The sequence below is a fragment of the Pseudomonas sputi genome, from assembly GCF_021603585.1.
Taxonomy (GTDB): Bacteria; Pseudomonadota; Gammaproteobacteria; order Pseudomonadales; family Pseudomonadaceae; genus Aquipseudomonas; species Aquipseudomonas sputi.
Map to the genome: position 1 here is coordinate 1 of NZ_BQHI01000003.1, position 24,128 is coordinate 24,128.

Annotated in this window: 25 protein-coding genes; 13 read left to right on the plus strand and 12 right to left on the minus strand. The window is 61.1% G+C overall.

Going from position 1 to position 24,128, the window contains the following annotated elements; genetic code table 11:
• The first annotated feature begins 252 nt into the window (after positions 1-252).
• Positions 253-612, plus strand: coding sequence for a DUF6124 family protein (locus tag L6D81_RS04860; RefSeq protein WP_236178113.1), 360 nt, complete (start codon positions 253-255; stop codon positions 610-612).
• Between the two features lie 73 nt (positions 613-685).
• Here L6D81_RS04860 and L6D81_RS04865 read toward each other — a convergent pair whose 3' ends face one another.
• Complete coding sequence (locus L6D81_RS04865) at positions 686-1,402, minus strand: SIMPL domain-containing protein (RefSeq protein ID WP_236178114.1); 717 nt, start codon at positions 1,400-1,402, stop codon at positions 686-688.
• 271 nt (positions 1,403-1,673) lie between these two features.
• Between L6D81_RS04865 and L6D81_RS04870 the strand changes: the two genes are divergently transcribed.
• The 4 genes from L6D81_RS04870 to L6D81_RS04885 all read left to right on the plus strand — a co-directional run bounded on the left by L6D81_RS04870 (position 1,674) and on the right by L6D81_RS04885 (position 6,193).
• The gene (locus tag L6D81_RS04870; protein WP_007953651.1) at positions 1,674-2,936 is read left to right on the plus strand and encodes an ATP-binding protein; all 1,263 of its coding nucleotides are present in this window, start codon (positions 1,674-1,676) and stop codon (positions 2,934-2,936) included.
• Positions 2,929-3,489, plus strand: coding sequence for a response regulator transcription factor (locus L6D81_RS04875; protein WP_003221630.1), 561 nt, complete (start codon positions 2,929-2,931; stop codon positions 3,487-3,489). Before L6D81_RS04870 ends, L6D81_RS04875 begins: the two co-directional genes overlap by 8 nt.
• Before the next feature lie 96 nt (positions 3,490-3,585).
• Positions 3,586-5,313 carry an ABC transporter ATP-binding protein/permease gene (locus L6D81_RS04880; RefSeq protein ID WP_236178115.1) on the plus strand — a complete coding sequence of 576 codons (1,728 nt, stop codon included), beginning with the start codon at positions 3,586-3,588 and terminating at the stop codon, positions 5,311-5,313.
• Positions 5,314-5,443: 130 nt separating this feature from the next.
• Positions 5,444-6,193, plus strand: a complete 750-nt coding sequence (locus tag L6D81_RS04885) for a FadR/GntR family transcriptional regulator (RefSeq protein ID WP_236178116.1) — start codon at positions 5,444-5,446, stop codon at positions 6,191-6,193.
• A gap of 3 nt (positions 6,194-6,196) precedes the next feature.
• On the opposite strand, the gene L6D81_RS04890 is transcribed toward L6D81_RS04885, so the two are convergent.
• The 5 genes from L6D81_RS04890 to L6D81_RS04910 form a co-directional block, all read right to left on the minus strand.
• Positions 6,197-6,418: a hypothetical protein gene (locus L6D81_RS04890; RefSeq protein WP_236178117.1), complete on the minus strand. Its 222-nt coding sequence runs from the start codon at positions 6,416-6,418 to the stop codon at positions 6,197-6,199.
• A 90-nt stretch (positions 6,419-6,508) separates the two neighbouring features.
• Positions 6,509-6,862, minus strand: a complete 354-nt coding sequence (locus tag L6D81_RS04895) for a hypothetical protein (protein WP_236178118.1) — start codon at positions 6,860-6,862, stop codon at positions 6,509-6,511.
• 195 nt (positions 6,863-7,057) lie between these two features.
• Positions 7,058-7,432 (minus strand): hypothetical protein, encoded by a 375-nt coding sequence (locus L6D81_RS04900; RefSeq protein WP_236178119.1) that lies wholly within the window; start codon positions 7,430-7,432, stop codon positions 7,058-7,060.
• A 102-nt stretch (positions 7,433-7,534) separates the two neighbouring features.
• Entirely contained in the window at positions 7,535-7,726 is a 192-nt protein-coding gene (locus tag L6D81_RS04905; protein ID WP_236178120.1) for a hypothetical protein, read from the minus strand.
• 11 nt (positions 7,727-7,737) lie between these two features.
• Positions 7,738-9,036, minus strand: coding sequence for a phospholipase (locus L6D81_RS04910; RefSeq protein ID WP_236178121.1), 1,299 nt, complete (start codon positions 9,034-9,036; stop codon positions 7,738-7,740).
• 234 nt (positions 9,037-9,270) lie between these two features.
• Here L6D81_RS04910 and kdgD point away from each other — a divergent pair, with 234 nt between their 5' ends.
• From kdgD to L6D81_RS04935, 5 genes are all read left to right on the plus strand, one after another.
• A complete protein-coding gene (gene kdgD, locus L6D81_RS04915; RefSeq protein WP_011332448.1) occupies positions 9,271-10,182 on the plus strand; it encodes a 5-dehydro-4-deoxyglucarate dehydratase in 912 nt (303 codons plus the stop codon).
• Positions 10,183-10,243: 61 nt separating this feature from the next.
• Positions 10,244-11,683, plus strand: a complete 1,440-nt coding sequence (locus L6D81_RS04920) for an aldehyde dehydrogenase family protein (protein ID WP_236178122.1) — start codon at positions 10,244-10,246, stop codon at positions 11,681-11,683.
• Between the two features lie 98 nt (positions 11,684-11,781).
• On the plus strand, positions 11,782-13,146 hold the full coding sequence (locus tag L6D81_RS04925) for an MFS transporter (RefSeq protein WP_236178123.1): 1,365 nt from the start codon (positions 11,782-11,784) through the stop codon (positions 13,144-13,146).
• Between the two features lie 11 nt (positions 13,147-13,157).
• Positions 13,158-14,711: a galactarate dehydratase gene (garD, locus tag L6D81_RS04930; protein WP_236178124.1), complete on the plus strand. Its 1,554-nt coding sequence runs from the start codon at positions 13,158-13,160 to the stop codon at positions 14,709-14,711.
• A 188-nt stretch (positions 14,712-14,899) separates the two neighbouring features.
• Complete coding sequence (locus L6D81_RS04935) at positions 14,900-15,841, plus strand: AEC family transporter (protein WP_236178125.1); 942 nt, start codon at positions 14,900-14,902, stop codon at positions 15,839-15,841.
• Between the two features lie 9 nt (positions 15,842-15,850).
• Here the strand turns inward: L6D81_RS04935 and L6D81_RS04940 are convergent, their stop codons facing one another.
• The 6 genes from L6D81_RS04940 to gatC form a co-directional block, all read right to left on the minus strand.
• Positions 15,851-16,231, minus strand: coding sequence for a carboxymuconolactone decarboxylase family protein (locus tag L6D81_RS04940; RefSeq protein WP_150595055.1), 381 nt, complete (start codon positions 16,229-16,231; stop codon positions 15,851-15,853).
• Positions 16,228-17,289, minus strand: a complete 1,062-nt coding sequence (locus L6D81_RS04945; RefSeq protein ID WP_236178126.1) for a calcium/sodium antiporter — start codon at positions 17,287-17,289, stop codon at positions 16,228-16,230. Before L6D81_RS04945 ends, L6D81_RS04940 begins: the two co-directional genes overlap by 4 nt.
• Positions 17,290-17,335: 46 nt before the next feature.
• Positions 17,336-17,710, minus strand: coding sequence for a septal ring lytic transglycosylase RlpA family protein (locus L6D81_RS04950; protein WP_236178127.1), 375 nt, complete (start codon positions 17,708-17,710; stop codon positions 17,336-17,338).
• A 145-nt stretch (positions 17,711-17,855) separates the two neighbouring features.
• Entirely contained in the window at positions 17,856-19,301 is a 1,446-nt protein-coding gene (gene gatB / locus L6D81_RS04955) for an Asp-tRNA(Asn)/Glu-tRNA(Gln) amidotransferase subunit GatB (protein WP_114881417.1), read from the minus strand.
• A 10-nt stretch (positions 19,302-19,311) separates the two neighbouring features.
• Positions 19,312-20,763 (minus strand): Asp-tRNA(Asn)/Glu-tRNA(Gln) amidotransferase subunit GatA, encoded by a 1,452-nt coding sequence (gatA, locus tag L6D81_RS04960; protein ID WP_236178128.1) that lies wholly within the window; start codon positions 20,761-20,763, stop codon positions 19,312-19,314.
• Positions 20,764-20,779: 16 nt separating this feature from the next.
• The gene (gene gatC, locus L6D81_RS04965) at positions 20,780-21,067 is read right to left on the minus strand and encodes an Asp-tRNA(Asn)/Glu-tRNA(Gln) amidotransferase subunit GatC (RefSeq protein ID WP_236178129.1); all 288 of its coding nucleotides are present in this window, start codon (positions 21,065-21,067) and stop codon (positions 20,780-20,782) included.
• A gap of 211 nt (positions 21,068-21,278) precedes the next feature.
• Here gatC and mreB point away from each other — a divergent pair, with 211 nt between their 5' ends.
• From mreB to mreD, 3 genes are all read left to right on the plus strand, one after another.
• Complete coding sequence (gene mreB / locus L6D81_RS04970; RefSeq protein WP_002555108.1) at positions 21,279-22,316, plus strand: rod shape-determining protein MreB; 1,038 nt, start codon at positions 21,279-21,281, stop codon at positions 22,314-22,316.
• 140 nt (positions 22,317-22,456) lie between these two features.
• Positions 22,457-23,581 carry a rod shape-determining protein MreC gene (mreC, locus tag L6D81_RS04975; protein WP_276574196.1) on the plus strand — a complete coding sequence of 375 codons (1,125 nt, stop codon included), beginning with the start codon at positions 22,457-22,459 and terminating at the stop codon, positions 23,579-23,581.
• Positions 23,581-24,072 carry a rod shape-determining protein MreD gene (mreD, locus tag L6D81_RS04980; RefSeq protein ID WP_236178131.1) on the plus strand — a complete coding sequence of 164 codons (492 nt, stop codon included), beginning with the start codon at positions 23,581-23,583 and terminating at the stop codon, positions 24,070-24,072. Before mreC ends, mreD begins: the two co-directional genes overlap by 1 nt.
• Positions 24,073-24,128 lie beyond the last annotated feature (56 nt).

Consider the following 24,128-nt stretch of genomic DNA (forward strand, 5'->3'; position numbering starts at 1 on the left):
TGGAAAAGTGCGATGAATCAATTTGCGATTCTGTACGGAGATCGATTTATCAGGCCAACCTGGTAAAAGCACGGCCTGCCTGACGGCAGGCCGTTACCGGCCCGCACACAAAATATCTGACAGTCCCGTGTGCGGGCAGACTTCGGTCTGGCCGGAATCTCCTTGCCCGGTTTCTCACCCCGCACATAGCTGCCACCTCTTCGCCGCGTGAGAACGGCATTGGGTGGCTTCAAGTCAGCAAGGAGTTTATCAATGAACAAGGTTGTCCCCGACCCACCCCTCGAATCACCCACACCCCTCGAAGAAGCCATGCGCGCCGAAGACCTCGCCCGCAACCGCGAAGCCATCAAACGCGCCCTCGACTATTACCTGTGCCCCAACCCTTCCAAACCGCGCCCGAGCACGATGTATATGGTCACGCCCAACGTCGACACCGAAAGCCTGCTGGCCAACGCCTGCGAATCCCTGGCGTCGGCCAGTACCATCGCGAGCAATTTCGCCAACGAACTCAGCGGCCCGCAGCGCAGTACGGCGCTCGGTATCCAGCAGATCATCATGCTGGCCGAGCTTGCAGTGAACCGCGCGCTGGATCGGGTTGATCCGCAAACCTGATAACCCAAATCCCAGGCACAAAAAAACCGGCGATCATCACTGCTCGCCGGTTTTTCATTCAGCCGTCACTCAATCACTGCATCAACACTTCAATCGAGCCGTCAGCGGTCAGGCTGACCTGGCTGGTGCCGGCTTCGACTTCAGGCGTGACCGGTGCGGCGTCCATGCCGGCAGCTTTCATCATCATCGGGGCGCGCATGTAGGGTTGCGGGAAGCCGTTGCTGTTGAGGTTCAGGTTGACGATTTTGTAGCCCTTGCCGCCCAGGGCGTCGGTAGCCAGTTGGGCGCGGGCCTTGAAGGCGGTGACGGCTTCTTTGAGCAGTTGGTCTTCGCTGGCCTTGCGGGTCGGGTCGGCGATGGCGAAGTCCATGCCGCCCATTTTCAGGTCGGTCAGCAACTCGCCGGTGAGTTTGGACAGGGCGGCGAAGTCGGCGCTTTCCAGGCGCAGTTCGGCGCGTTCGCGCCAGCCGGTGATTTTCTGGCCTTTGGTGTCGTAGATCGGGTAGCTGTTGCGGCTGCCCTGGCGCAGGGTGATGTCTTTGACCTGCTTGGCCTGGGCGAGGGCCTTGTTCATGGTGGTGCTGACGTCGGCGGCGAGTTTGGCAGGGTCAGTGTTTTGTTCTTCGGTGTAGAGGGTCACGATCATCAGGTCGCGGGCCACTTCCTGGCTGACTTCGGCGCGCAGGGAAATCTGGTTGTAGTGCAACTCATCGGCGGCCAGGGCCGGAAGGCTGGCGATGCTGCCGACGGTCAGGGCGAGAAGGGCGGCGCTGCGGCGAAATGTGTGCATGAAAGCTCCTTGATGAGGGCGCAGGTGATGGTTCGGGGGCCTGCGTGAAACCATCAGACTCTAGCTTTTATGATCCGGTTCGCCCAGTTACAACTTCTATACAGATGACAAAGTCAGCGACGAGCTTCAAGTCGCAAGCTTTTGCTCGTAGCTTGAAGCTCGCAACTTGCAACTGCTTTTGGGTGTGGTCGTTTGCCGCACTTTCGCCTCTGGAGCCCGCGCCTTGGTTATACTCCGTGCGATCCGCCTGGAGCGCTCATCAGGAGAGCTCATGCTCGCCCCCGTACAATTGACTTCCGCGACTCGCCAGAACCTCTGGCGGCTGACTTTCATCCGCACCCTGGTGCTTGCCGCGCAGGCCGGCTCCGTGGGCCTGGCCTACTGGCTGGAATTGTTGCCGTTGCCGTGGGTGCAGCTGGTAATGACCCTCGGCTGTTCGATTCTGCTGTGTGTGTTCACCGCCGTGCGCCTGCGCACTTCGTGGCCGGTGACCGAGCTCGAATACGCGTTGCAACTGGCCTGCGATCTGGTTATCCACAGTGCCTTGCTGTATTTCTCCGGTGGCTCGACCAACCCGTTCGTTTCGTATTACCTGGTGCCGCTGACCATCGCTGCGGTGACGCTGCCATGGCGGTATTCGGTGGTGCTGTCGGGCATTGCGCTAGCCTTGTATACGCTGATGCTGACGCATTTCTACCCGCTGGAAACCCTGCCGGTCGCCCGGGAGAACCTGCAGATCTACGGCATGTGGCTGAGCTTCGCGCTGGCAGCGGCGGTGATTACCTTCTTCGCCGCGCGCATGGCTGAAGAGCTGCGTCGGCAGGAAGAGTTGCGCGCGATCCGCCGTGAAGAAGGCCTGCGCGATCAGCAATTGCTCGCCGTGGCGACTCAGGCCGCCGGTGCCGCCCATGAACTGGGCACGCCGCTGGCGACCATGAGCGTGTTGCTCAACGAAATGCAGCAGGATCATCACGACCCGATGCTTCAGGAAGACCTGAAGGTGCTGAAGGATCAGGTGAAACTCTGCAAGGAGACCCTGCAACAACTGGTGCGTGCCGCCGAAGCCAATCGCCGGATGGCGGTGGAAATGCAGGACGTCACCGAGTGGCTCGACGAAGCACTCAACCGCTGGCACCTGATGCGCCCCGAGGCCAGTTATCGCTTCCAGCGTCTGGGCCAGGGCCCGTTGCCGCGTGTGGCACCGCCGCCGGATCTGACCCAGGCACTGTTGAATCTGTTGAACAACGCCGCCGACGCCTGCCCGGAAAACCTTCAGGTGACCCTGGACTGGACCGCTGAAGACCTGACCATCAGCATCCGCGATCATGGCGCCGGTGTGCCGCTGGCCATCGCCGAGCAGATCGGCAAACCGTTTTTTACCACCAAGGGCAAAGGTTTCGGCCTGGGCCTGTTTTTGAGCAAGGCCAGCGTGACACGCGCCGGCGGCTCAGTGAAACTCTATAGTCATGAGGAAGGCGGCACGCTCACCGAGCTGCGCCTGCCCCACGGCGCCCGAGGAGAGCAACATGAGTGACGAAATCCAAGTCGAAGGCGAAGAACTGCCGCATTTGCTGCTGGTCGATGACGACGCGACCTTCACCCGGGTGATGGCCCGCGCCATGGCCCGTCGTGGTTTCCGCGTCAGCACCGCCGGCTCCGCCGAGGAAGGCCTGACCATTGCCCAGGCCGATCTGCCGGACTATGCCGCGCTGGACCTGAAAATGGACGGCGACTCCGGTCTGGTGCTGCTGCCGAAGCTGCTGGAACTGGACCCGGAAATGCGCGTGGTGATCCTCACCGGTTACTCGAGCATTGCCACCGCGGTCGAAGCGATCAAGCGCGGCGCCTGCAATTACCTGTGCAAACCGGCTGACGCCGATGACGTGCTGGCAGCGCTGCTGTCCGAGCACGCCGACCTCGACAGCCTGGTGCCGGAAAACCCGATGTCGGTGGATCGCCTGCAGTGGGAGCACATCCAGCGCGTGCTGACCGAACACGAAGGCAACATCTCCGCCACTGCCCGCGCCCTGGGCATGCACCGCCGCACCCTGCAGCGCAAACTGCAGAAACGCCCGGTTCGTCGCTGAACCTGCGCTGAACGACCATCGCCAGCCCTCGCGATAAAACGCGCCGATCATCTATGATCGGTGCGTGTCTGTTCTTTTCTTTATCGAGCCTTTTCCATGAATCAGAACGCTGAATATTCCGCGGTCAACGATACTGTGCGCGGGCAGTTTTTTCGCAAGGTGTGGGCCATGACCACGCCTTATTGGCGCAGCGAAGAGAAGGGCAAGGCCTGGACGTTGCTGATCGCCGTGATCGCGCTGACGCTGTTCAGCGTGGCGATCTCGGTGTGGATCAACAGTTGGTACAAGGATTTCTATAACGCCCTGCAGAAGAAGGACGAGGCGGCGTTCTGGCAGTTGATCCTGTATTTCTGCGGCATCGCGGCGGTGGCGATCCTCGGCGCGGTGTATCGCTTGTACCTGACGCAGATGCTGACCATCCGCTGGCGGGCATGGCTCACCGAGAACCATTTCAAGCGCTGGCTCGGGCACAAGAACTACTACCAGCTGGAGCAGGGCGGCTACACCGACAACCCTGACCAGCGGATTTCCGAAGACCTCAATACCTTCACCAGCAACACCTTGAGTCTGGCCCTGGGCTTGATCCGCACGGTGGTCAGCCTGGTATCGTTCTCGATCATTCTGTGGGGCGTGTCCGGCAGCATCGAAGTCTTCGGCATCGAGATTCCCGGCTACATGTTCTGGTGTGCGCTGCTGTATGCGGCGGTCGGCAGCTGGCTGACGCACCTGATCGGTCGACGCCTGATCGGCCTGAACAACCAGCAGCAACGCTTTGAAGCCGACCTGCGTTTCTCGATGGTGCGGGTGCGGGAGAACGCCGAGAGCATTGCGTTGTACAACGGCGAGCCGAACGAGAATCGTCGTCTGAGCAACCGCTTCGGGCTGGTCTGGCATAACTTCTGGGACATCATGCGCGTGTCCAAGCGCCTGACGTTCTTCACCTCGGGTTACGGCCAGATCGCAGTCATCTTCCCGTTCATCGTCGCGGCCCCGCGTTACCTGACCGGCAAGATCGAGCTGGGTGAGCTGATGCAGATTAACTCGGCATTCGGCAACGTGCAGGAGAACTTCAGCTGGTTCATCAACGCCTATGCGGAACTCGCGGCGTGGCGCGCCACCTGTGATCGTCTGCTGAGCTTCCGCCAGGCGATGACCGACAACGAAGAGCGTGCCCCCGCCATTGATGTGCAGAATCAGGGCGACGAACTGAAGGTTCATAACCTCGGCCTCGATCTGGCCGACGGTCGTCATCTGCTGACCAGCGCCGACATGACCGTGGAGCAGGGCGAACGGGTGATGCTCAGCGGTCGTTCCGGCAGTGGTAAATCCACGCTGCTGCGGGCGATGGGCCATTTGTGGCCGGCCGGGCACGGCAGCATTCGCTTGCCGGCTTCGCGTTATCTGTTCCTGCCGCAAAAGCCGTATCTGCCGATCGGCACCCTGCGGGACGCCTTGAGTTATCCACAACCGGGCGACACCTACGCGTCTGAGCGTTATGCACAAGTGCTGGAGACCTGCCGCTTGCCGCATCTGGTGGCTCGACTGGACGAGGCCAATCACTGGCAGCGCATGTTGTCGCCGGGTGAACAACAACGTCTGGCCTTCGCCCGCGCGCTGCTCTATGCACCGCAATGGCTGTACATGGACGAAGCGACGTCGGCGATGGATGAAGAAGACGAAGCCACGCTGTATCAGGCGCTGATCGACCAGTTGCCGGGCCTGAGCATCGTCAGCGTCGGCCATCGCAGCAGTCTCAAGCGCTTCCATCCACGGCATGTGCGCATCGACAGTGGTCACCTGGTTGAGCAGAACGTGACCGCCTGATATATCCACACTTCCCCTGTGGGCGCTGGCTTGCCAGCTCCCCAGGATGTGTGTGGAAACGGAAAGTGATCGTACAACCCGCTTGAGCTATGATGCCCACAAGCCGAATTTTCGAGACAAGATGCAGACCATGGAAAACCTGATCGACACCCCGCGACTCCCTCGCAAGCGCCGTAGCCTGGCTCAGGAACTGGTGACGGTGCTGACCGAGCAGATTCGCGCCGGCCTGCTCAAGCGCGGCGACAAGTTGCCGACCGAGTCGGCGATCATGGAAGCCCATGGCGTCAGCCGCACCGTGGTGCGCGAGGCGATTTCCCGGTTGCAGGCGGCGGGGCAGGTGGAAACTCGTCATGGCATCGGCACCTTCGTGCTCGATACGCCGAGCCCGAGCGGTTTCCGGATCGACCCGGCGACCGTGGTGACTCTGCGTGACGTGTTGGCGATTCTCGAATTGCGTATCAGCCTCGAAGTCGAATCGGCCGGCCTCGCCGCGCAGCGCCGCAGCACCGAACAACTGGCCGCCATGCGCGCTGCGCTCGATGCACTAAACGAAAGCGTGGCCCACGCCAGCGATGCCGTGGCGTCGGACTTTCAGTTCCACCTGCAAATCGCCCTGTCCACCGGCAACCGCTACTTCACCGACATCATGACTCACCTGGGCACCAGCATCATTCCGCGCACGCGGCTGAACTCGGCGCGCCTGGCCCATGACGATCAACAGCACTACATGAATCGCCTGAGCCGCGAGCACGAGGAAATCTACGACGCGATCGCCCGCCAGGATTCCGATGCCGCCCGTGCGGCCATGCGCCTGCATTTGACCAACAGCCGGGAAAGACTGCGCCAGGCACATGAAGAGGCGCAGGCGCAGGAAGGCTGAGGGTTACGGTTTCACTTCGGTAGTGAGGTAATCCACGCGTTCGATGGACTCATCGAAGTTGAGCAGGAATGTTTTCTCCTCGACTCTGAAGCGCTGTCCCGGGAGTCCTTCGTATTCAATGCAGTCCCCCCGATTGACGTGAAGGTCGAACGTCGTTGCATCCTTTATCTCTATCAGGCTCTTTTGGATTCCGGCAGGAAAGTGGAATCGGTGAACAATGTTCATATGACCCCTCATTGGTTCAGTGACTATTGAATGTTCCAGCAGCGACTGCGCCCGGGCCAGGAGGGACGCAGGCGCAGGGGTAATGGCTGCCTAGTGTTCGAGTTGAACTGTCAGCAACGGGGATGACTCAGCGCTACCGTTGTTTCTGGTGACGGTGTAATGCAGATCGGCCTGGGCACCGGGAACAAGTTTTTTCTCAAAGACATCTTTGGGGATGACGAAGATAACGGGGTCTTCCATCTCGACGGTGGTCAGTACATGGGAGTTTGCCCATTCGTTTCCGGTCGAGGTCTGCACGTGCATCGTAATCCTGTCGCCAACAGCGGCTTGAGGGAAAGGCGGCACGACACCGTGAGCGGCTTCTTTCAGTTCGCTAACCTTAAGTACTCCATTCTTGGCTTCGTTGAGCTTCGGCGCCGCCAAGGCTTTGGCTTGTGCAGTCATGATCAAACTCCTTTTCACATCCGTTTGAACCCTTTCAAGAGCGCAGCCATTTTGTTGCGCTGGCGGAGCCGATTCGTTAACTCCTCAGCGATTGAATCCGGGAATGGATGTGCACGGCACCTGTTAGAAATAACAGTCTCGATGAACGGTCGATATCATTTGGAATGGCGTGCCGGGTTACGCGCAATGGCAGGATCAGGACTCGATGTAGAGTTTCAACGGCTCCGAACACGGCTCCAGGCTGGATTCATCGGCAAATTTGTAGCGCAGCTCGACGGTGCTGTTCAGGTACTTTTCCAGCTCGAACTTCGGGATGCTCAGCTCGATTCCGGTCAGGCCGACCATGTCATCGAGTGCGTCATCCCAGACGCCGGTCGGCTCCGACAGGCCCTGCCATTCAGGATCTTCCGGATCATCGCCGAGGATCGGATATACATCCCAGTTCGGCGGGGTGTCCTGGCCATCGGGCACGCGAACGATCAGGTGGTCATCCAGCGTCGACAGCCGCAGGATGATCGAGTCGCTGGCGTGATCGGGGAATTGCGGAAGGTGTGCCGCGGCAAACGTCATGTTTCGCTCTCCTTGAAAGATCTGCCGCGATCCTTCGCGGCAGTCGTCGCACTCTACCCGGCGAATCGGTGAGGCGCGCCGGGGCAATCTTGTCCGGGCATTTCAGCGCTTGGGCAGAATCGAACGATCGACCCTGACCGCGAGTTTGCCGGGGGCGGGCCGGACGTCGAACGTTGCCTGACCCTGAGCATCCACCGACGCCCGGGCGATGGCCACGCCATCGCGCAGCAATTGCAGCGGCGCACCTTTCATTGATTGGCCCGAGGCCAGTTCCAGTTTCAATTTGATGGTCATCGAATCGCTCCTTAATTCGTGTTGCCGGTCGGGTGATAGTCCTTGAGCAGCAGGTAAGTGCTCCAGCCCCACCAGTCGTCGACGGTGGCGGTGTCGTTGAGGTTGTTGACGTCCTTGCGCCGCAGGACCTTATTGCCCTGAAGACGGAACAGTGGCGAGAAATTGTTGGCCGGATCCAGCACGGCGGTCAGGTCCGGCAGTCGTTGCAGGGCGTTGAAGGTGGTCGGCACGTTGCCGCTTGAATAAGCGGCATACACCTCGTCCGCCGAATCCTGTACGGCTTGATTCACCTGATGGCGGTTGTCGATATCCGCGGCATCGAAGTAGCGCTTGTCACCGAACGCCCGCCATTGCTCACCATATCCGTTGCGCACCTTGAGCCCGAACTTGCTGTCTTCGTCGTGCATGAAGCGGGTGATCAGCGAGCCCAGATCGCTTGGCGTCACCGCGGCGGCCATGGCCTTGCGTGGCACCCGCAAGTGTCCGGAGGAAAACAGGTCGGTGAGGTAGTGGTCGGCGAACGCATTCATCGCGTAGGCCCGTTCCAGTTGCCGTTCGTCCTGGCTGGCGTGGGCGGCAGCGGCGGTTTGCAGCGCAACGGTGTGCCCGGCGATGTAGGCCAGTCGGGCCCATTCGCCGAAATGGTCGGCGTTGTTCGCCGCCAGTTTCAGATAGCGGCCGAGCGGGAACAGTGCCGAGACGAAACTGCCGCCGCCGGTGATTTTGTTCCACTCTTCCGACAACGTATCTCCTAAAGCGTCGTAGGCCTCATGAGGTTGCTTGCCGTCCTTGATCGCCTGTTTAACCGCGTCGATCTCCTTTTGCATGATCGCGAGAATCTGTGTCGCTTCGGCCTTTGAAGCCGGGAGCGCGGCGAGGGTGTCGAAGGCTGCCGTGAAGCGCTGAAGGCGATCTGCCGCAGAAGCGCCTTCGTTGATCGGCCGATCAACGACGCCATAGAAATCACCGCCCAGTGCCAGTACCTGGCCGTAGGTCAGCGCCAACCCGTTCGGCAGATGCAGGGGCACGTTTTGCGCCAGTACCGGCTCGGCATTTTCAACGAAACGCAGCAAGGTGTTATCGCCGATAGCCGTGTGTTCCGCACCTTCGAAGCGCAACTGCGGTTTGCCCTTCAAGGCGTGAGCGGGCAGGGGGGCGACGGGGGCGACATCGCTGTGCGAGTCGGCGATATGCAACAGCATATGCGGATTCTCTGCACTGAAAGCGATGCCGCCGGGGGTGAAAAGATCATCGAAACGGGCGATGACCGGTGTGGTTTTTTCAACGCATGTGGTTTGAAGACCGGACATTTCTTTCTCCTTGATATGTCGTCGGCTGGTTTTATTCAGCTGTATGTATATACAGCTAAATCGAGCCTAGTCGAGAAATCTCCTACGTCAAAAAGAAATCCTGTCCGACAAAAAATCCCTCCCAGCGATGAAATGCAGTTGACGGTTATCTTTTAAGTTGTACGATGACCTACAACTTCAGCGAAGGCTGAACGGTCCACTCAAAAAAAACGTTGCTACCAGGGTGTTCGAATAATGAATCCACAAGAACTGAAGTCCATCCTCTCCGCCGGCCTGCTGTCGTTCCCGGTGACCGATTTCAATGCCCAGGGCGATTTCAATCGCGCGGGCTACATCAAACGCCTGGAATGGCTGGCCCCGTACGGTGCTTCAGCCCTGTTCGCCGCCGGTGGCACCGGTGAATTCTTCTCCCTGGCTGCCAGCGAATATTCGGAAATCATCAAGACTGCCGTCGACACCTGCGCCAGCAGCGTGCCGATCCTCGCCGGTGTCGGCGGCTCGACCCGCCAGGCCATCGAATACGCTCAGGAAGCCGAGCGTCTGGGCGCCAAAGGCCTGTTGCTGCTGCCGCACTACCTGACCGAAGCCAGCCAGGACGGCGTTGCCGCCCACGTTGAAGCGGTGTGCAAATCGGTCAACATCGGCGTGGTGGTCTACAACCGCAACGTCTGCCGCCTGACCGCGCCGCTGCTGGAACGTCTGGCCGAGCGCTGCCCGAACCTGATCGGTTACAAGGACGGTCTGGGCGATATCGAGCTGATGGTGTCGATCCGTCGTCGTCTCGGCGATCGCTTCAGCTACCTCGGTGGTCTGCCGACCGCCGAAGTCTATGCCGCTGCCTACAAGGCGCTGGGCGTGCCGGTCTACTCGTCGGCGGTGTTCAACTTCATTCCGAAAACCGCGATGGACTTCTACCACGCCATTGCCCGCGAAGATCACGCCACCGTCGGCAAGATCATCGACGACTTCTTCCTGCCGTACCTGGACATCCGCAACCGCAAGGCCGGTTACGCCGTGAGCATCGTCAAGGCAGGCGCCAAAATCGCCGGCTATGACGCAGGCCCGGTGCGTGCGCCGCTGACCGACCTGACTGGCGAAGAGTACGAAATGCTCGCTGCGCTGATCGACAAGCAAGGTGCGCAGTAACACACCTCTATAAACAAGGCCGCTGAGCAATCAGCGGCCTTTTGCGTCAGGAGAATGATTCGTGACCAAGCGCTATGACAACTACATCAACGGTGAATGGGTCGCCGGCAACGATTACTCGGCGAACATCAACCCGTCCGAACTGAGCGATACCATCGGCGATTACGCCAAGGCTGACCTGGCTCAAGTCCATGCCGCCATCGACGCCGCTCGCGCTGCATTCCCGGCGTGGTCGACTTCGGGCATTCAGGCCCGCCACGATTCGCTGGACAAAGTCGGCACTGAAATCCTCGCCCGCCGCGAAGAACTCGGCACCCTGCTGGCCCGGGAAGAGGGCAAGACCCTGCCGGAAGCCATCGGTGAAGTGACCCGCGCCGGCAACATTTTCAAGTTTTTTGCCGGTGAATGCCTGCGTCTGTCCGGCGACTACGTGCCGTCGGTGCGTCCGGGCGTGAACGTCGAAGTCACCCGCGAAGCCCTGGGTGTGGTCGGCCTGATTACCCCGTGGAACTTCCCGATTGCCATCCCGTCGTGGAAAATCGCCCCGGCACTGGCCTACGGCAACTGCGTAGTGTTGAAGCCAGCAGATCTGGTGCCGGGTTGCGCCTGGGCCCTGGCCGAAATCATCTCCCGCGCGGGCTTCCCGGCCGGCGTGTTCAACCTGGTGATGGGCAGCGGTCGCGTGGTCGGTGAAGCGCTGGTCAACAGCCCGAAAGTCGACGGCATCAGCTTCACCGGCTCCGTCGGCGTGGGTCGGCAGATCGCGGTCAACTGCGTGTCGCGCCAAGCCAAGGTCCAGCTGGAAATGGGCGGCAAGAACCCGCAGATCATTCTCGACGACGCCGACCTCAAGCAGGCGGTCGAGCTGTCGGTACAGAGTGCGTTCTACTCCACCGGCCAGCGTTGCACTGCCTCGAGCCGACTGATCGTCACTGCCGGGATTCACGACAAGTTCGTCGAAGCCATGGCCGAACGCATGAAGTCGATCAAGGTCGGCCACGCGCTGAAGGCCGGCACCGACATCGGTCCGGTGGTTTCGCAAGCGCAGCTTGAGCAGGACATGAAGTACATCGACATCGGTCAGTCCGAAGGTGCGCGTCTGGTCAGCGGCGGTGGTCTGGTGACGTGTGACACCGAGGGCTACTTCCTCGCGCCGACCCTGTTTGCCGACAGCGAAGCCTCGATGCGCATCAGCCGCGAAGAGATCTTCGGCCCGGTGGCCAACATTGTCCGCGTGGCCGATTACGACGCTGCGCTGGCCATGGCCAATGACACCGAATTCGGTCTGTCGGCGGGCATCGCCACCACATCGCTGAAGTACGCCAATCACTTCAAGCGTCATTCCCAGGCCGGGATGGTGATGGTCAACCTGCCGACCGCCGGTGTCGATTACCACGTTCCGTTCGGTGGCCGTAAGGGGTCATCCTATGGCTCACGTGAGCAAGGCCGCTATGCGCAAGAGTTCTACACGGTCGTGAAGACCAGCTACATCGGTTCGTAAGCCGCTGCACCCGCGCAGGGCTATTGCCAAGGCCTTGCGCGGCACAAGACCAAAGAATGTTTTACCCGCATAAAAATAATCAGTGGGAGTACATCTACATGCAATCGTCCAAGCCGACTCACGTCCGCTATTTGATCCTGCTCATGCTGTTTCTGGTGACCACGATCAACTATGCCGACCGTGCCACCATCGCGATCGCCGGTTCCAGTTTGCAAAAAGACCTCGGCATCGACGCGGTCACCCTCGGCTACATCTTCTCTGCTTTCGGTTGGGCCTACGTGGCCGGGCAAATTCCCGGCGGCTGGCTGCTCGATCGTTTCGGCTCGAAAAAAGTCTATGCCCTGAGCATCTTCACCTGGTCGCTGTTCACCGTGCTGCAAGGCTTCGTCGGTGAGTTCGGCATGTCCACGGCCATCGTCGCGCTGTTCATGCTGCGCTTTCTGGTGGGCCTGGCCGAGGCGCCATCGTTCCCCGGCAACGCGCGCATTGTGGCGGCCTGGTTCCCGACCGCCGAACGCGGCACCGCTTCGGCGATCTTCAACTCGGCGCAATACTTCGCCACCGTGTTGTTCGCGCCGCTGATGGGCTGGATCGTGTTCTCCTTTGGTTGGGAGCACGTGTTCATCGTCATGGGGATTCTGGGCATCGTGTTCTCGCTGGTCTGGCTGAAGGTTATCCACAGCCCGCGCCAACACCCGATGGCCAACGAAGCGGAAGTGAAGTTCATCGCCGACAATGGCGGCATGGTCGACATGGACCAGAAACAAGGCAAAAAGGCTGACGGTCCGAAATGGGATTACATCCGCCAGTTGCTGACCAATCGCATGATGCTCGGCGTTTACCTGGGCCAGTACTGCATCAACGGCATCACCTATTTCTTCCTGACCTGGTTCCCGGTGTACCTGGTGCAGGAACGCGGCATGACCATTCTCAAGGCCGGTTTCATTGCCTCGTTGCCGGCGATCTGCGGCTTTATCGGTGGCGTCCTCGGCGGGGTGATTTCCGATTACCTGCTGCGCAAGGGTCACTCGCTGACCTTCGCCCGCAAGGCGCCGATCATTGCCGGCCTGCTGGTTTCGAGCAGCATCGTGGCCTGCAACTATGTCGACGTTGAATGGATGGTGGTCGGCTTCATGGCTCTGGCGTTCTTTGGTAAAGGGGTGGGTGCGCTGGGCTGGGCAGTGGTGTCCGACACTTCGCCGAAACAGATCGCCGGTCTGAGCGGTGGCCTGTTCAACACCTTCGGCAACATCGCCTCGATCACCACCCCGATCGTCATCGGCTACATCATCAGTTCCACCGGCTCGTTCAAATGGGCGCTGGTGTTCGTCGGTGCCAACGCACTCGTGGCGGTGTTCAGCTATCTGGTGATCGTCGGCCCGATCAAACGTGTGGTCCTTAAAGAGCCGCCAACCCAAGGCGGTTCCGAAGCCACCGGCAAATTGTCTCAAGCGCATTCCTGAGGAGCGGCGTCATGCAGTTGATTGAACATTCCGACTCGCCGCGCTACATCCGCCTGCACGAGCGGGACAACGTAGTGGTCGTGGTCAACGACCAGGGCGTTCCGGCCGGCACCGCCTTTGCCGATGGCCTGGTGACGGTGGATTTTGTGCCGCAGAGTCACAAGGTCAGCCTCGTGGATATCCCCGAGGGCGGCACGGTGATTCGCTACGGCCAGATCATCGGTTATGCGTTGCAGCCGATTCCCCGGGGCAGTTGGGTCAAGGAAGATCAACTGCGCATGCCGACCGCGCCACCGCTGGACAGCCTGCCGCTGTCCACCGAAGTGCCGGACGCCCAGGCGCCGCTGGAAGGCTTCACGTTCGAGGGGTATCGCAACGCCGACGGCACCGTCGGCACGCGCAACATTCTCGGGATCACCACCACCGTGCAATGCGTCACCGGGGTGCTGGATCACGCGGTGAAGCGGATCAAGGACGAACTGTTGCCGAAGTATCCGCACGTCGATGACGTGGTGGCACTGACTCACAGTTACGGTTGCGGCGTGGCCATCACGGCCACCGACGCCTACATCCCGATCCGCACCGTGCGCAATCTGGCGCGCAACCCGAACCTCGGCGGCGAGGCGCTGGTCATCGGTCTGGGCTGCGAGAAATTGCAGGCGGGGCAGGTGATGCACGAGGACGATGCCTCGGTGGATCTGAGCGAGCCCTGGCTGTATCGCTTGCAGGACTCCAGTCACGGTTTCACCGAGATGATCGAGCAGATCATGGCACTGGCCGAAGTCCGCCTGAAGAAGCTTAACCAGCGCCGCCGGGAAACTGTGCCGGCGTCCGAGCTGATCCTGGGCATGCAGTGCGGCGGCAGTGATGCGTTTTCCGGCATTACCGCCAACCCCGCGCTGGGTTACGCCTCGGACTTGCTGCTGCGGGCGGGGGCGACGGTGATGTTTTCCGAAGTCACCGAAGTGCGTGATGCGATTTACCTGCTGACCTCCCGCGCCCAGACCAAAACCGTTGCCGAAGAACTGGTGCGCGAGATGGACTGGTACGACCGCTATCTGGCCAAGGGCGAAGCGGATCGCAGCGCCAACACCACGCCGGGCAACAAGAAGGGCGGGTTGTCGAACATTGTCGAGAAGTCGTTGGGCTCGATCGTCAAATCCGGCAGCAGTGCGATCAGTGGTGTGCTCGGCCCTGGGGAACGCTTCAAGCAGAAGGGTTTGATTTTCTGTGCGACGCCGGCCAGTGACTTTGTCTGCGGCACCTTGCAATTGGCGGCGGGGATGAACCTGCATGTGTTCACCACCGGGCGCGGCACGCCTTATGGTCTGGCCATGGCGCCGGTGGTGAAGGTTTCGACCCGTACCGAGTTGGCGCAACGCTGGCCGGATCTGATCGACATCGATGCCGGGCGGATCGCTACCGGGCGCGCGACTATCGAGGAGTTGGGCTGGGAGTTGTTTCACTACTACCTGGATGTGGCGAGCGGCAAGCAGCAGACGTGGGCGGAGAAGCACAAGCTGCATAACGACATTACGTTGTTCAATCCGGCGCCGATTACCTGAGTCTGTTGATCGTTCCCACGCGCTGCGTGGGAACGCCTCCTGTGACGCTCCGCGTCACGATTTTGGACGCGGAGCGTCCCCGGCTGCATTCCCACGCAGACGGTTCGACGCTTCGACGTGGGAACGATCAGGGTGAAAGTGGCTTATCATTAGGCCCCTAACGACGCTCACCTCCAAGGCTCCCCGGCATGCTGGCTATCTTCCTCGAAACCCTGAACATCACCGCGCCGGTATTTGCCATGCTGTTTCTGGGGGTGCTGCTCAAGCGCATCGACTGGATCAACGACAACTTCATCCACACGGCTTCGTCGCTGGTGTTCAACGTCACCATGCCGGCGCTGCTGTTTCTCGGCATTCTGCATGCCGACCTGCACGCCGCGCTGCAGCCGGCGCTGCTGATCTATTTCGCCCTCGCCACGCTGGTCAGTTTTGCCATGGCCTGGGGCTGGGCGATTTTCCGTTGTCCGCGTGAAGATCGCGGCATTTATACCCAGGGTGCGTTTCGCGGCAACAACGGGGTCATCGGCCTGGCACTGGCGGCGAGCATGTATGGCGACTACGGGATTTCCCTCGGGGCGATTCTCGCGGCGCTGGTGATCCTGTTCTACAACACCCTGTCGACCATCGTGCTGGCGGTGTACAGCCCGGTGATCAAGTCCGACCCGTGGAGCATCTGCAAAAGTGTGGTCAGCAATCCATTGATCATCAGCGTGATCGCGGCGGCGCCGTTCGCTTATTTCAAGATCGGTCTGCCGGGCTGGCTGGAAACCTCCGGTCAGTACCTGGCGCAGACCACGCTGCCGCTGGCCCTGATCTGCATCGGCGGCACGCTGTCGCTGGCGGCGCTGCGCAAGAGCGGCAACATGGCGCTCAGTTCGAGTCTGGTGAAGATGATCGGCCTGCCGGTGATCGCCACGCTGGGCGCATGGCTGTGGGGTTTTCGCGGGGCGGAGCTGGGGATTCTGTTTCTGTACTTCGGCAGCCCGACCGCCGCCGCCAGTTTTGTCATGGCCCGTGCGGCGCAGGGCAACCATGAACTGGCAGCGGCGATTATTGTGCTGACCACATTGATGGCGGCGATCACCACCAACATCGGGATTTTCTTTTTGCAGTGGGGCGGGTGGATCTGAGGCCGGCGGTTACTCGGGCTTCTGGTAACTGTCGATCACTTCCTGCGCCGCGCGGAACGCATCGATCGCCGCCGGTACGCCGGCGTACACCGCGCAATGCAGCAGCGCTTCGCGGATCTCTTCAACGGTGCAGCCGTTGTTCAACGCGCCGCGCACGTGGCCTTTCAACTCTTGCGGGCACTTCAATGCGGTCAGCGCGGCGAGGGTGATCAGGCTGCGGGTTTTCAGCGGCAGACCTTCGCGATTCCACACACCGCCCCAGGCATGTTCGTTGACGAAATCCTGCAACGGTTGGGTGAACTCGGTGGCGTTACCCAGTGCGCGGTCGACAAACACGTCGCCCATTACCTGACGGCGGACTTCAACCCCGGATTTCTTCGATTCGGTCATGGCACATCCCTCTTGTGGTGTTGGCGGCGCCAGGCGCGGACGGACGTGAAGAACAGAAACGTCAGCAGCGTCGGCAGCACATAGAACAGCATCAATCGCTCGAGTTTGCCGGCCAGTGGCATGCCGGTGGTGAACGACACCACGTGCAGCCCGTACGCCAGGTACAAGCCAAGCAGCAAAAAGCCTTCAGCCCGGGTCACGCGGTAGCCGGAATAGAACACCGGCAGGCACAGCAACGCGACGCCGAGCATCACCGGCAGGTCGAAATCCAGCGCGTTTGGCGACACCGACAACGGTGTCGGTGCGATCAGCGCGGTGAGGCCCAGCACCCCAAGCAGGTTGAACAGGTTGGCGCCGATCACGTTGCCCACGGCGATGTCCCGTTGACCGCGCAACGCAGCAATGAGCGAGGTGGCGAGTTCCGGCAGCGAAGTGCCGACCGCGACCACCGTCAGGCCGATGACCCGTTCGGAGAACCCCAGGTCAGTGGCGACGACCACGGCGGCGCCCAGCAGCAGGTGCCCGGCAAACACGAGCATGCCCAGGCCACCGACAATCATCAGCAGGCTGGTGAGCCACGGCGCCTGCGGATCGTCGGGTTGACGGGTATGCGGACGGGTCGAGTGCCGCGACTGACGCAGCAGCAGCCCGAGGTAAAGCGCCAGGGCGCCGAGCAGCAGAATACCGTCGAAGCGCCCGAGTTCTTCATTCCACGCCAGTACAAACACCAGCAGGCTGGCGCCGATCATCAACGGGATGTCGAGGCGCACCAATTGCCGCGACACCCGCAGCGGAATGATCAGCGCCGACAGGCCAAGGGTGACGAGAATGTTGAAAATGCTGCTGCCGATCACGCTGCTGACGGCGATGTCGGGCGTGTGCGCCTGCACGGCTTGCAGGCTGACGGCCATTTGCGGGGCACTGCTGCCGAGGGCGACGATGGTCAGGCCGATGATCAGCGGTCGTACATGCAGGCGCGCGGCCAGGCGCACGGCGGCGCGCACCATCAACTCGGCGCCGGCGATCAGCAGGAACAGCCCGCTGAGCAACTCGATCACGCTGATCAGGGGTAAGTCGGTCAGTCCGAAAATGGTGGACGCTCCATCAGTCGTCGAGGGCCTGGACGCGAACCCGGGCGGTTCCACTGCGCAGCATACCGAGCTGTTCGGCCGCTGCCCGTGAAACATCGATCAATCGGCCACGAGTGTGCGGGCCGCGGTCGTTGATGCGGACCACGACGGATTCATCGTTTTTCAGGTTGGTGACCTTCACCCGGGTGCCGAACGGCAACTGGCGGTGGGCGGCGGTCAGGGCATTCTGGTTGAACGCTTCGCCGCTGGCGGTGCGTTTACCGTGGTGTTTGGCTCCGTAATAGGAGGCGACGCCGGTCTGGTCGTAACCGTGCGGGTCGATGGTGTCGGTGCTGGCGCAACCGGCCAGCAAAGAGAGCAGGGCGCAGGCGCCGAGCAGACGTTTCATTCAAAAGCTCCCAAGTGATCGTTCCCACGCACCCGCGTGGAAATGTACCCCGTGACGCTCGGCGTCATACCGCAATGGACGCGGAGCGTCCGAGGCGGCATTCCCACGCAGAGCGTGGGAACGATCCTCAGGCGCGGGGCCATCGTCAGCCTTCGAGCTTGCTTTTCAGCAGTTCGTTCACTTGCTGCGGGTTGGCCTTGCCTTTGGAGGCTTTCATGGCCTGACCGACGAAGAAGCCGAACATCTTGCCGCGCTTGGCTTCGTCTGCCGCACGGTATTGCTCGACCTGCTCGGCGTTGGCCGCGAGCATTTCGTCCAGCACCGCCGAGATTGCGCCGGTGTCGGTCACCTGCTTCAGGCCGCGCTTTTCGATGATCTCGTCTGCGCTGCCTTCGCCGTTGGCCATCGCTTCGAACACCACCTTGGCGATCTTGCCGGAGATGGTGTTGTCCTTGATGCGCAACAGCATGCCGCCCAGTTGCTCGGCCGAAACCGGCGAGTCCTCGATGTCCAGGTTCTGCTTGTTGAGCAGGCTGCCCAACTCGACCATCACCCAGTTCGCCGCCAGTTTGGCGTCGCCGCCGATGCTGGCGACTTTCTCGAAGTAGTCCGCCTGCTCACGGCTGGTGGCCAGCACGTTGGCGTCGTAGGCCGACAGACCGAAGGCACTCTGGAAGCGCTCGCGTTTCTGCGGGGGCAGTTCCGGCAGGGTGGCGCGCACGTCGTTGAGGAACGAATCCTCGATGACCACCGGCAGCAGGTCCGGATCGGGGAAGTAACGGTAGTCGTTGGCTTCCTCCTTGCTGCGCATCGGACGGGTTTCGTCCTTGTTCGGATCGTACAGACGGGTCTGCTGGATCACTTTGCCGCCGTCTTCGATCAGGTCGATCTGACGCTGGATCTCGGAGTTGATCGCCTTCTCGATGAAGCGGAACGAGTTGACGTTCTTGATCTCGCAGCGGGTGCCGAACTCGACCTGACCTTTCGGACGGACCGACACGTTGCAGTCGCAACGCAGCGAGCCTTCGGCCATGTTGCCGTCGCAGATGCCCAGATAACGCACCAGCGCGTGGATCGCCTTGACGTAGGCCACGGCTTCCTTGGCGCTGCGCATGTCAGGTTCGGAAACGATTTCCAGCAGCGGCGTGCCGGCACGGTTCAGGTCGATGCCGGTGGCGCCGCTGAATTCTTCGTGCAGGCTCTTGCCGGCGTCTTCTTCCAGGTGCGCGCGGGTGATGCCGACGCGTTTGACCGTGCCGTCTTCCAGGGCGATGTCCAGGTGGCCCTTGCCGACGATCGGCAACTCCATCTGGCTGATCTGGTAGCCCTTCGGCAGGTCCGGGTAGAAGTAGTTCTTGCGGGCGAACACGTTGTGCTGACCGATCTCGGCGTCAATCGCCAGACCGAACATCACCGCCATGCGCACCGCTTCCTGGTTGAGCACCGGCAGCACGCCGGGCATGCCCAGATCGATCAGGCTGGCCTGGGTGTTCGGCTCGGAGCCGAACTGGGTGGAACTACCGGAAAAGATTTTCGACCGGGTGGTGAGCTGGGTGTGAATCTCCAGCCCGATCACGACTTCCCATTGCATGTGTGTCTCCTCAGAAGCCGGTTGGGGTGCGAGTGTGCCAGTCAGTGTTCAACTGATACTGATGCGCAACGTTGAGCAAACGGCCTTCCTGGAAATACGGAGCGAGCAGTTGCACGCCGACCGGCAGACCGTCGACGAAACCGGCCGGCATCGACAGGCCCGGCAGGCCCGCGAGGTTGGCGGTGATGGTGTAGACGTCTTCCAGGTAGGCAGCGACCGGGTCGCTGTTCTTGGCGCCGAGTTTCCAGGCCGGGTTTGGCGTGGTCGGGCCGAGGATGACGTCAACTTCATTAAATGCCGCCATGAAGTCGTTCTTCACCAGGCGACGGATCTTCTGCGCTTTCAGGTAGTAGGCGTCGTAGTAACCGGCGGACAGTGCGTAGGCACCGACCATGATCCGGCGCTGCACTTCGGCACCGAAGCCTTCGCCACGGGAGCGCTTGTACAGGTCTTCCAGGTTCTTCGGGTCTGCGCAACGGTGGCCGAAGCGCACGCCGTCGAAACGCGACAGGTTCGAGGAGGCTTCTGCCGGGGCGATCACGTAATAAGCAGGGATCGCGTGCTGCATGTTCGGCAGGCTGATTTCCTTGATCACGGCACCGAGCTTCTGCAGCTCTTTAATGCTGTTCTGGATCAGGTCGGCAATGCGCGGGTCGAGACCGGCACCGAAGTATTCCTTCGGCACACCGATGCGCAGGCCTTGCAGCGAGCCGTTCAGACCGGCGGCGTAGTCCGGCACTGGCTCATCGATGCTGGTGGAGTCGTTCGGATCGAAGCCGGCCATGCCTTGCAACAAAATCGCGCAGTCTTCGGCGGTGCGAGCCAGAGGGCCGCCCTGATCGAGGCTGGAGGCGTAAGCGATCATGCCCCAGCGCGACACGCGACCGTAGGTCGGCTTCAGGCCGGTGAGGTTAGTGAACGCAGCCGGCTGACGGATCGAACCGCCGGTGTCGGTGGCCGTAGCGGCTGGCAACAGACGAGCAGCAACAGCGGCAGCCGAACCACCGGACGAACCGCCGGGCACGTGTTCGAGGTTCCACGGGTTTTTCACCGCGCCGTACCAGCTCGATTCGTTGGCCGAACCCATGGCGAATTCGTCCATGTTGGTCTTGCCCAGGGTCACGGTGCCGGCGGCGGCCAGCTTCGACACCACAGTGGCGTCGTACGGGGCCTTGAAGTTGTCGAGCATCTTCGAGCCGCAGCTGGTGCGGATGCCCTGGGTGCAGAACAGGTCCTTGTGGGCGATCGGCGCACCCAGCAAGGCGCCGCTCTCACCCTTGGCCCGGCGCGCGTCGGCGGCTTTCGCCTGCTCGAGGGCCAGTTCTTCGGTGAGGCTGATGAAGCTGTTGAGCTGCGGATCGAGCTGGGTAATGCGCGCCAGCAGGACTTTGGTCAGCTCTTCGGAAGAAAACTTTTTATCGGCGAGACCGCGGGCGATCTCGGCCAGAGTCAATTGATGCATTGCAGGCTCTTTCCCTTTAGTCGATGACTTTCGGAACCAGGTACAGGCCGTTTTCGACCGCTGGTGCGATGGACTGATAAGCCTCGCGGTTATTGCTTTCGGTCACGACGTCGGCGCGCAGGCGCTGACTGGCTTCCAGCGGGTGGGCCAGCGGTTCGATACCGTCGGTATTGACCGCCTGCATTTCGTCGACCAGCCCGAGAATGCTGTTGAGGGCCGAAGTGATGTGTGGAAGATCGGCGTCATCAAGGCCAAGGCTGGCCAGATGAGCGATTTTTTCCACGTCGGAGCGTTCTAGCGCCATCGGGTTTCTCCAGTGGAAAACAGGACGGACGGCGTCCGTGTGTTAGATTGTCGGAACACTACCGCACTTCTACGGTCATAAGGCCGCGATTGTGGGGCTTGGTGCACAGAAAAGCGGCCAATTTAACATATTGGCGCCTTGCCCAAAATCCCTGTCGTTGTTAGAGTTTGCCGCACTTTTTTACCCACGCGTTGCCTAGGGTCCCTTTCCCATGTTCAAGAAACTGCGTGGCATGTTTTCCAGCGATCTTTCCATTGACCTGGGCACTGCCAACACCCTTATTTACGTGCGCGAGCGCGGTATCGTCCTGAATGAGCCATCGGTTGTGGCCATTCGGACACACGGTAACCAGAAAAGTGTCGTCGCTGTCGGCACCGAGGCCAAGCGCATGCTCGGCCGTACGCCGGGCAACATTGCTGCCATTCGTCCGATGAAGGATGGCGTGATCGCCGACTTCAGCGTCTGCGAAAAGATGCTGCAATACTTTATCAACAAGGTTCACGAAAACAGCTTTCTGCAGCCCAGCCCTCGTGTGCTGATCTGCGTTCCATGCAAGTCCACCCAGGTTGAGCGTCGCGCCATCCGTGAATCGGCCCTTGGCGCCGGTGCCCGTGAAGTGTTCCTGATCGAAGAGCCGATGGCGGCTGCGATCGGTGCCGGCCTGCCGGTTGAAGAAGCACGCGGCTCGATGGTCGTGGATATCGGTGGTGGTACTACCGAAATCGCGCTGATCTCCCTGAACGGTGTGGTCTATGCCGAATCCGTACGTGTTGGCGGCGACCGCTTCGACGAAGCGATCATCACCTACGTGCGTCGCAACTACGGCAGCCTGATCGGCGAATCCACCGCCGAGCGCATCAAGCAGGAAATCGGTACGGCCTACCCGGGCGGCGAAGTTCGCGAAGTCGACGTTCGTGGTCGCAACCTGGCCGAAGGTGTTCCTCGCGCATTCACCCTGAACTCCAACGAAGTGCTGGAAGCTCTGCAAGAGTCCCTGGCAACCATCGTTCAGGCCGTGAAAAGCGCGCTGGAGCAATCGCCGCCGGAACTGGCTTCCGACATCGCCGAGCGTGGCCTGGTGCTGACCGGTGGTGGCGCGCTGCTGCGTGACCTCGACAAGCTGCTGGCCCAGGAAACCGGTCTGCCGGTGATCGTTGCCGAAGATCCGCTGACCTGCGTAGCTCGCGGCGGTGGCCGTGCATTGGAAATGATGGACAAGCACACCATGGACCTGCTCTCCAGCGAATAATCGCCGGGTGCAATACGTGGGTGAGCGCACAGGCAGCACTTTGCAGTGCTGCCTGTTGGCGTTTATCTTCTGTCAGTCTTCATCCAGGCCGGTTTGATGCCGTATGAATAAACAGAACATTTGCCTGGGAGGAGCGGCTTATTAAACCGCTTTTCGCCAAGGGCCCCTCACTGGGCGTGCGCTTGCTGGTGCTGGCCGTGCTGTCGGTCGCGCTGATGGTCGTTGATGCGCGTTTCAGTCTGCTTAAACCCGTACGCAGCCAGGCCTCTCTGGTGCTGATGGATGCCTACTGGATTACTGACCTGCCCGGACGGCTGTGGGAAGGTATCGCCAGCCAGTTCGGCAGTCGTACCGAGCTCGTCGCTGAAAATGAAAAACTCAAGTCGGAGAACCTGCTGTTGCAGGGCCGCATGCAGAAGCTTGCCGCCCTCACCGAGCAGAATGTCCGGCTGCGCGAGTTGCTCAATTCCTCCGCGCTGGTCAACGAGAAGGTCGAAGTGGCCGAGCTGATCGGCATGGACCCCAACCCCTTCACCCATCGCATCATCATCAACAAAGGTGAGCGTGATGGCGTGGTGCTCGGTCAGCCGGTGCTCGATGCGCGCGGCTTGATGGGGCAGGTGGTCGAACTGATGCCGTACACCTCCCGCGTATTGTTGCTGACCGACTCGACCCACAGCATCCCCGTACAGGTGAACCGTAACGGTCTGCGGGCGATCGCCAGTGGGACTGGCAACCCGGAGCGCCTTGAGTTGCGCCATGTCGCCGACACTGCCGATATCAAGGAAGGGGACCTGCTGGTCAGCTCCGGTCTCGGACAACGCTTCCCGGCCGGTTACCCGGTGGCGACGGTCAAGGAAGTCATCCACGATTCCGGCCAGCCTTTTGCCATCGTTCGTGCGGTGCCGACCGCCGCATTGAATCGCAGCCGTTACCTGCTGCTGGTATTCAGTGACAACCGCACGGCCGAAGAACGCGCCAACGACGCCGCGCAGGCTCAGGAAAACCTCGATGCCTTTGGTGGCGGCCCGGTGATTCCGGCCACGGTGTCGAAAGTCGTCACCCCGCCTGCCGCAGCAGCAACCCCTGCCACTGCGACACCGTCGTCTGCGCCTGCTGCCAGCACCACGCCGGCCAAACCTGCTGCGAGCAAACCGCCTGCAGCCACACCAGCGGCCAGTAAACCACCGGTGAATCAGCCGGCGGCTCGACCTGCGGCCAAACCGCCTGTCACTGCGCCGGCTACCACCGGGAGGCAAGAATAATGGTCGGGGCTACCGCATCGCGTAACGGCTGGATTATCTGGCTGACGTTTATTGTCGGCATACTGCTCAGCGTATCGCCACTACCCATTTTCATGGAAATCCTGCGCCCGCTGTGGCTGGCCTTGCTCCTGACGTTCTGGGCTTTGTATTTGCCGCACACCGTCGGCATGGTCACGGCCTTCTGCCTGGGATTGGCCGAAGACGTGCTGCAAGGCGATCTGCTCGGTCAGAATGCCTTGATCCTGACCCTGATCACGTTCCTGGTGCTGTCGTTGCAGCAACGCCTGCGAATGTTCCCGATGTGGCAGCAGAGCCTGGTGATCCTGGTGATCTTCGGTCTCGCCCAGCTCGTACAACTCTGGCTCAGCGCTTTGACCGGCAACCGTCAGCCGACCCTTGCGCTGGTCCTGCCGGCACTGGTCAGTGCCTTGCTCTGGCCATGGGTCAGCTTCGCTTTGCGTGGATTGCGCCGGCGCTACAAAATCAACTGATTCGGTCAGGCATGGGCCCCCACCGGTGCCATGAGGCAGGGCACTCAACAGGGAGA

Bases quoted from the DNA above. Each gene is read 5' to 3' on its own strand.
- L6D81_RS04885 (WP_236178116.1), top strand. From the start codon at position 5,444: ATGGAAAACCTGATCGACACCCCGCGACTCCCTCGCAAGCGCCGTAGC.
- L6D81_RS04940 (WP_150595055.1), bottom strand. From the start codon at position 16,231: ATGACCGAATCGAAGAAATCCGGGGTTGAAGTCCGCCGTCAGGTAATG.
- L6D81_RS04890 (WP_236178117.1), bottom strand. From the start codon at position 6,418: ATGAACATTGTTCACCGATTCCACTTTCCTGCCGGAATCCAAAAGAGC.
- L6D81_RS04910 (WP_236178121.1), bottom strand. From the start codon at position 9,036: ATGTCCGGTCTTCAAACCACATGCGTTGAAAAAACCACACCGGTCATC.
- gatB (WP_114881417.1), bottom strand. From the start codon at position 19,301: ATGCAATGGGAAGTCGTGATCGGGCTGGAGATTCACACCCAGCTCACC.
- gatC (WP_236178129.1), bottom strand. From the start codon at position 21,067: ATGGCGCTAGAACGCTCCGACGTGGAAAAAATCGCTCATCTGGCCAGC.
- mreB (WP_002555108.1), top strand. From the start codon at position 21,279: ATGTTCAAGAAACTGCGTGGCATGTTTTCCAGCGATCTTTCCATTGAC.
- mreD (WP_236178131.1), top strand. From the start codon at position 23,581: ATGGTCGGGGCTACCGCATCGCGTAACGGCTGGATTATCTGGCTGACG.
- L6D81_RS04925 (WP_236178123.1), top strand. From the start codon at position 11,782: ATGCAATCGTCCAAGCCGACTCACGTCCGCTATTTGATCCTGCTCATG.
- L6D81_RS04865 (WP_236178114.1), bottom strand. From the start codon at position 1,402: ATGCACACATTTCGCCGCAGCGCCGCCCTTCTCGCCCTGACCGTCGGC.
- L6D81_RS04900 (WP_236178119.1), bottom strand. From the start codon at position 7,432: ATGACGTTTGCCGCGGCACACCTTCCGCAATTCCCCGATCACGCCAGC.
- L6D81_RS04950 (WP_236178127.1), bottom strand. From the start codon at position 17,710: ATGAAACGTCTGCTCGGCGCCTGCGCCCTGCTCTCTTTGCTGGCCGGT.
- L6D81_RS04875 (WP_003221630.1), top strand. From the start codon at position 2,929: ATGAGTGACGAAATCCAAGTCGAAGGCGAAGAACTGCCGCATTTGCTG.
- L6D81_RS04870 (WP_007953651.1), top strand. From the start codon at position 1,674: ATGCTCGCCCCCGTACAATTGACTTCCGCGACTCGCCAGAACCTCTGG.
- L6D81_RS04860 (WP_236178113.1), top strand. From the start codon at position 253: ATGAACAAGGTTGTCCCCGACCCACCCCTCGAATCACCCACACCCCTC.
- L6D81_RS04935 (WP_236178125.1), top strand. From the start codon at position 14,900: ATGCTGGCTATCTTCCTCGAAACCCTGAACATCACCGCGCCGGTATTT.
- L6D81_RS04905 (WP_236178120.1), bottom strand. From the start codon at position 7,726: ATGACCATCAAATTGAAACTGGAACTGGCCTCGGGCCAATCAATGAAA.
- kdgD (WP_011332448.1), top strand. From the start codon at position 9,271: ATGAATCCACAAGAACTGAAGTCCATCCTCTCCGCCGGCCTGCTGTCG.
- L6D81_RS04895 (WP_236178118.1), bottom strand. From the start codon at position 6,862: ATGACTGCACAAGCCAAAGCCTTGGCGGCGCCGAAGCTCAACGAAGCC.
- garD (WP_236178124.1), top strand. From the start codon at position 13,158: ATGCAGTTGATTGAACATTCCGACTCGCCGCGCTACATCCGCCTGCAC.
- L6D81_RS04880 (WP_236178115.1), top strand. From the start codon at position 3,586: ATGAATCAGAACGCTGAATATTCCGCGGTCAACGATACTGTGCGCGGG.
- gatA (WP_236178128.1), bottom strand. From the start codon at position 20,763: ATGCATCAATTGACTCTGGCCGAGATCGCCCGCGGTCTCGCCGATAAA.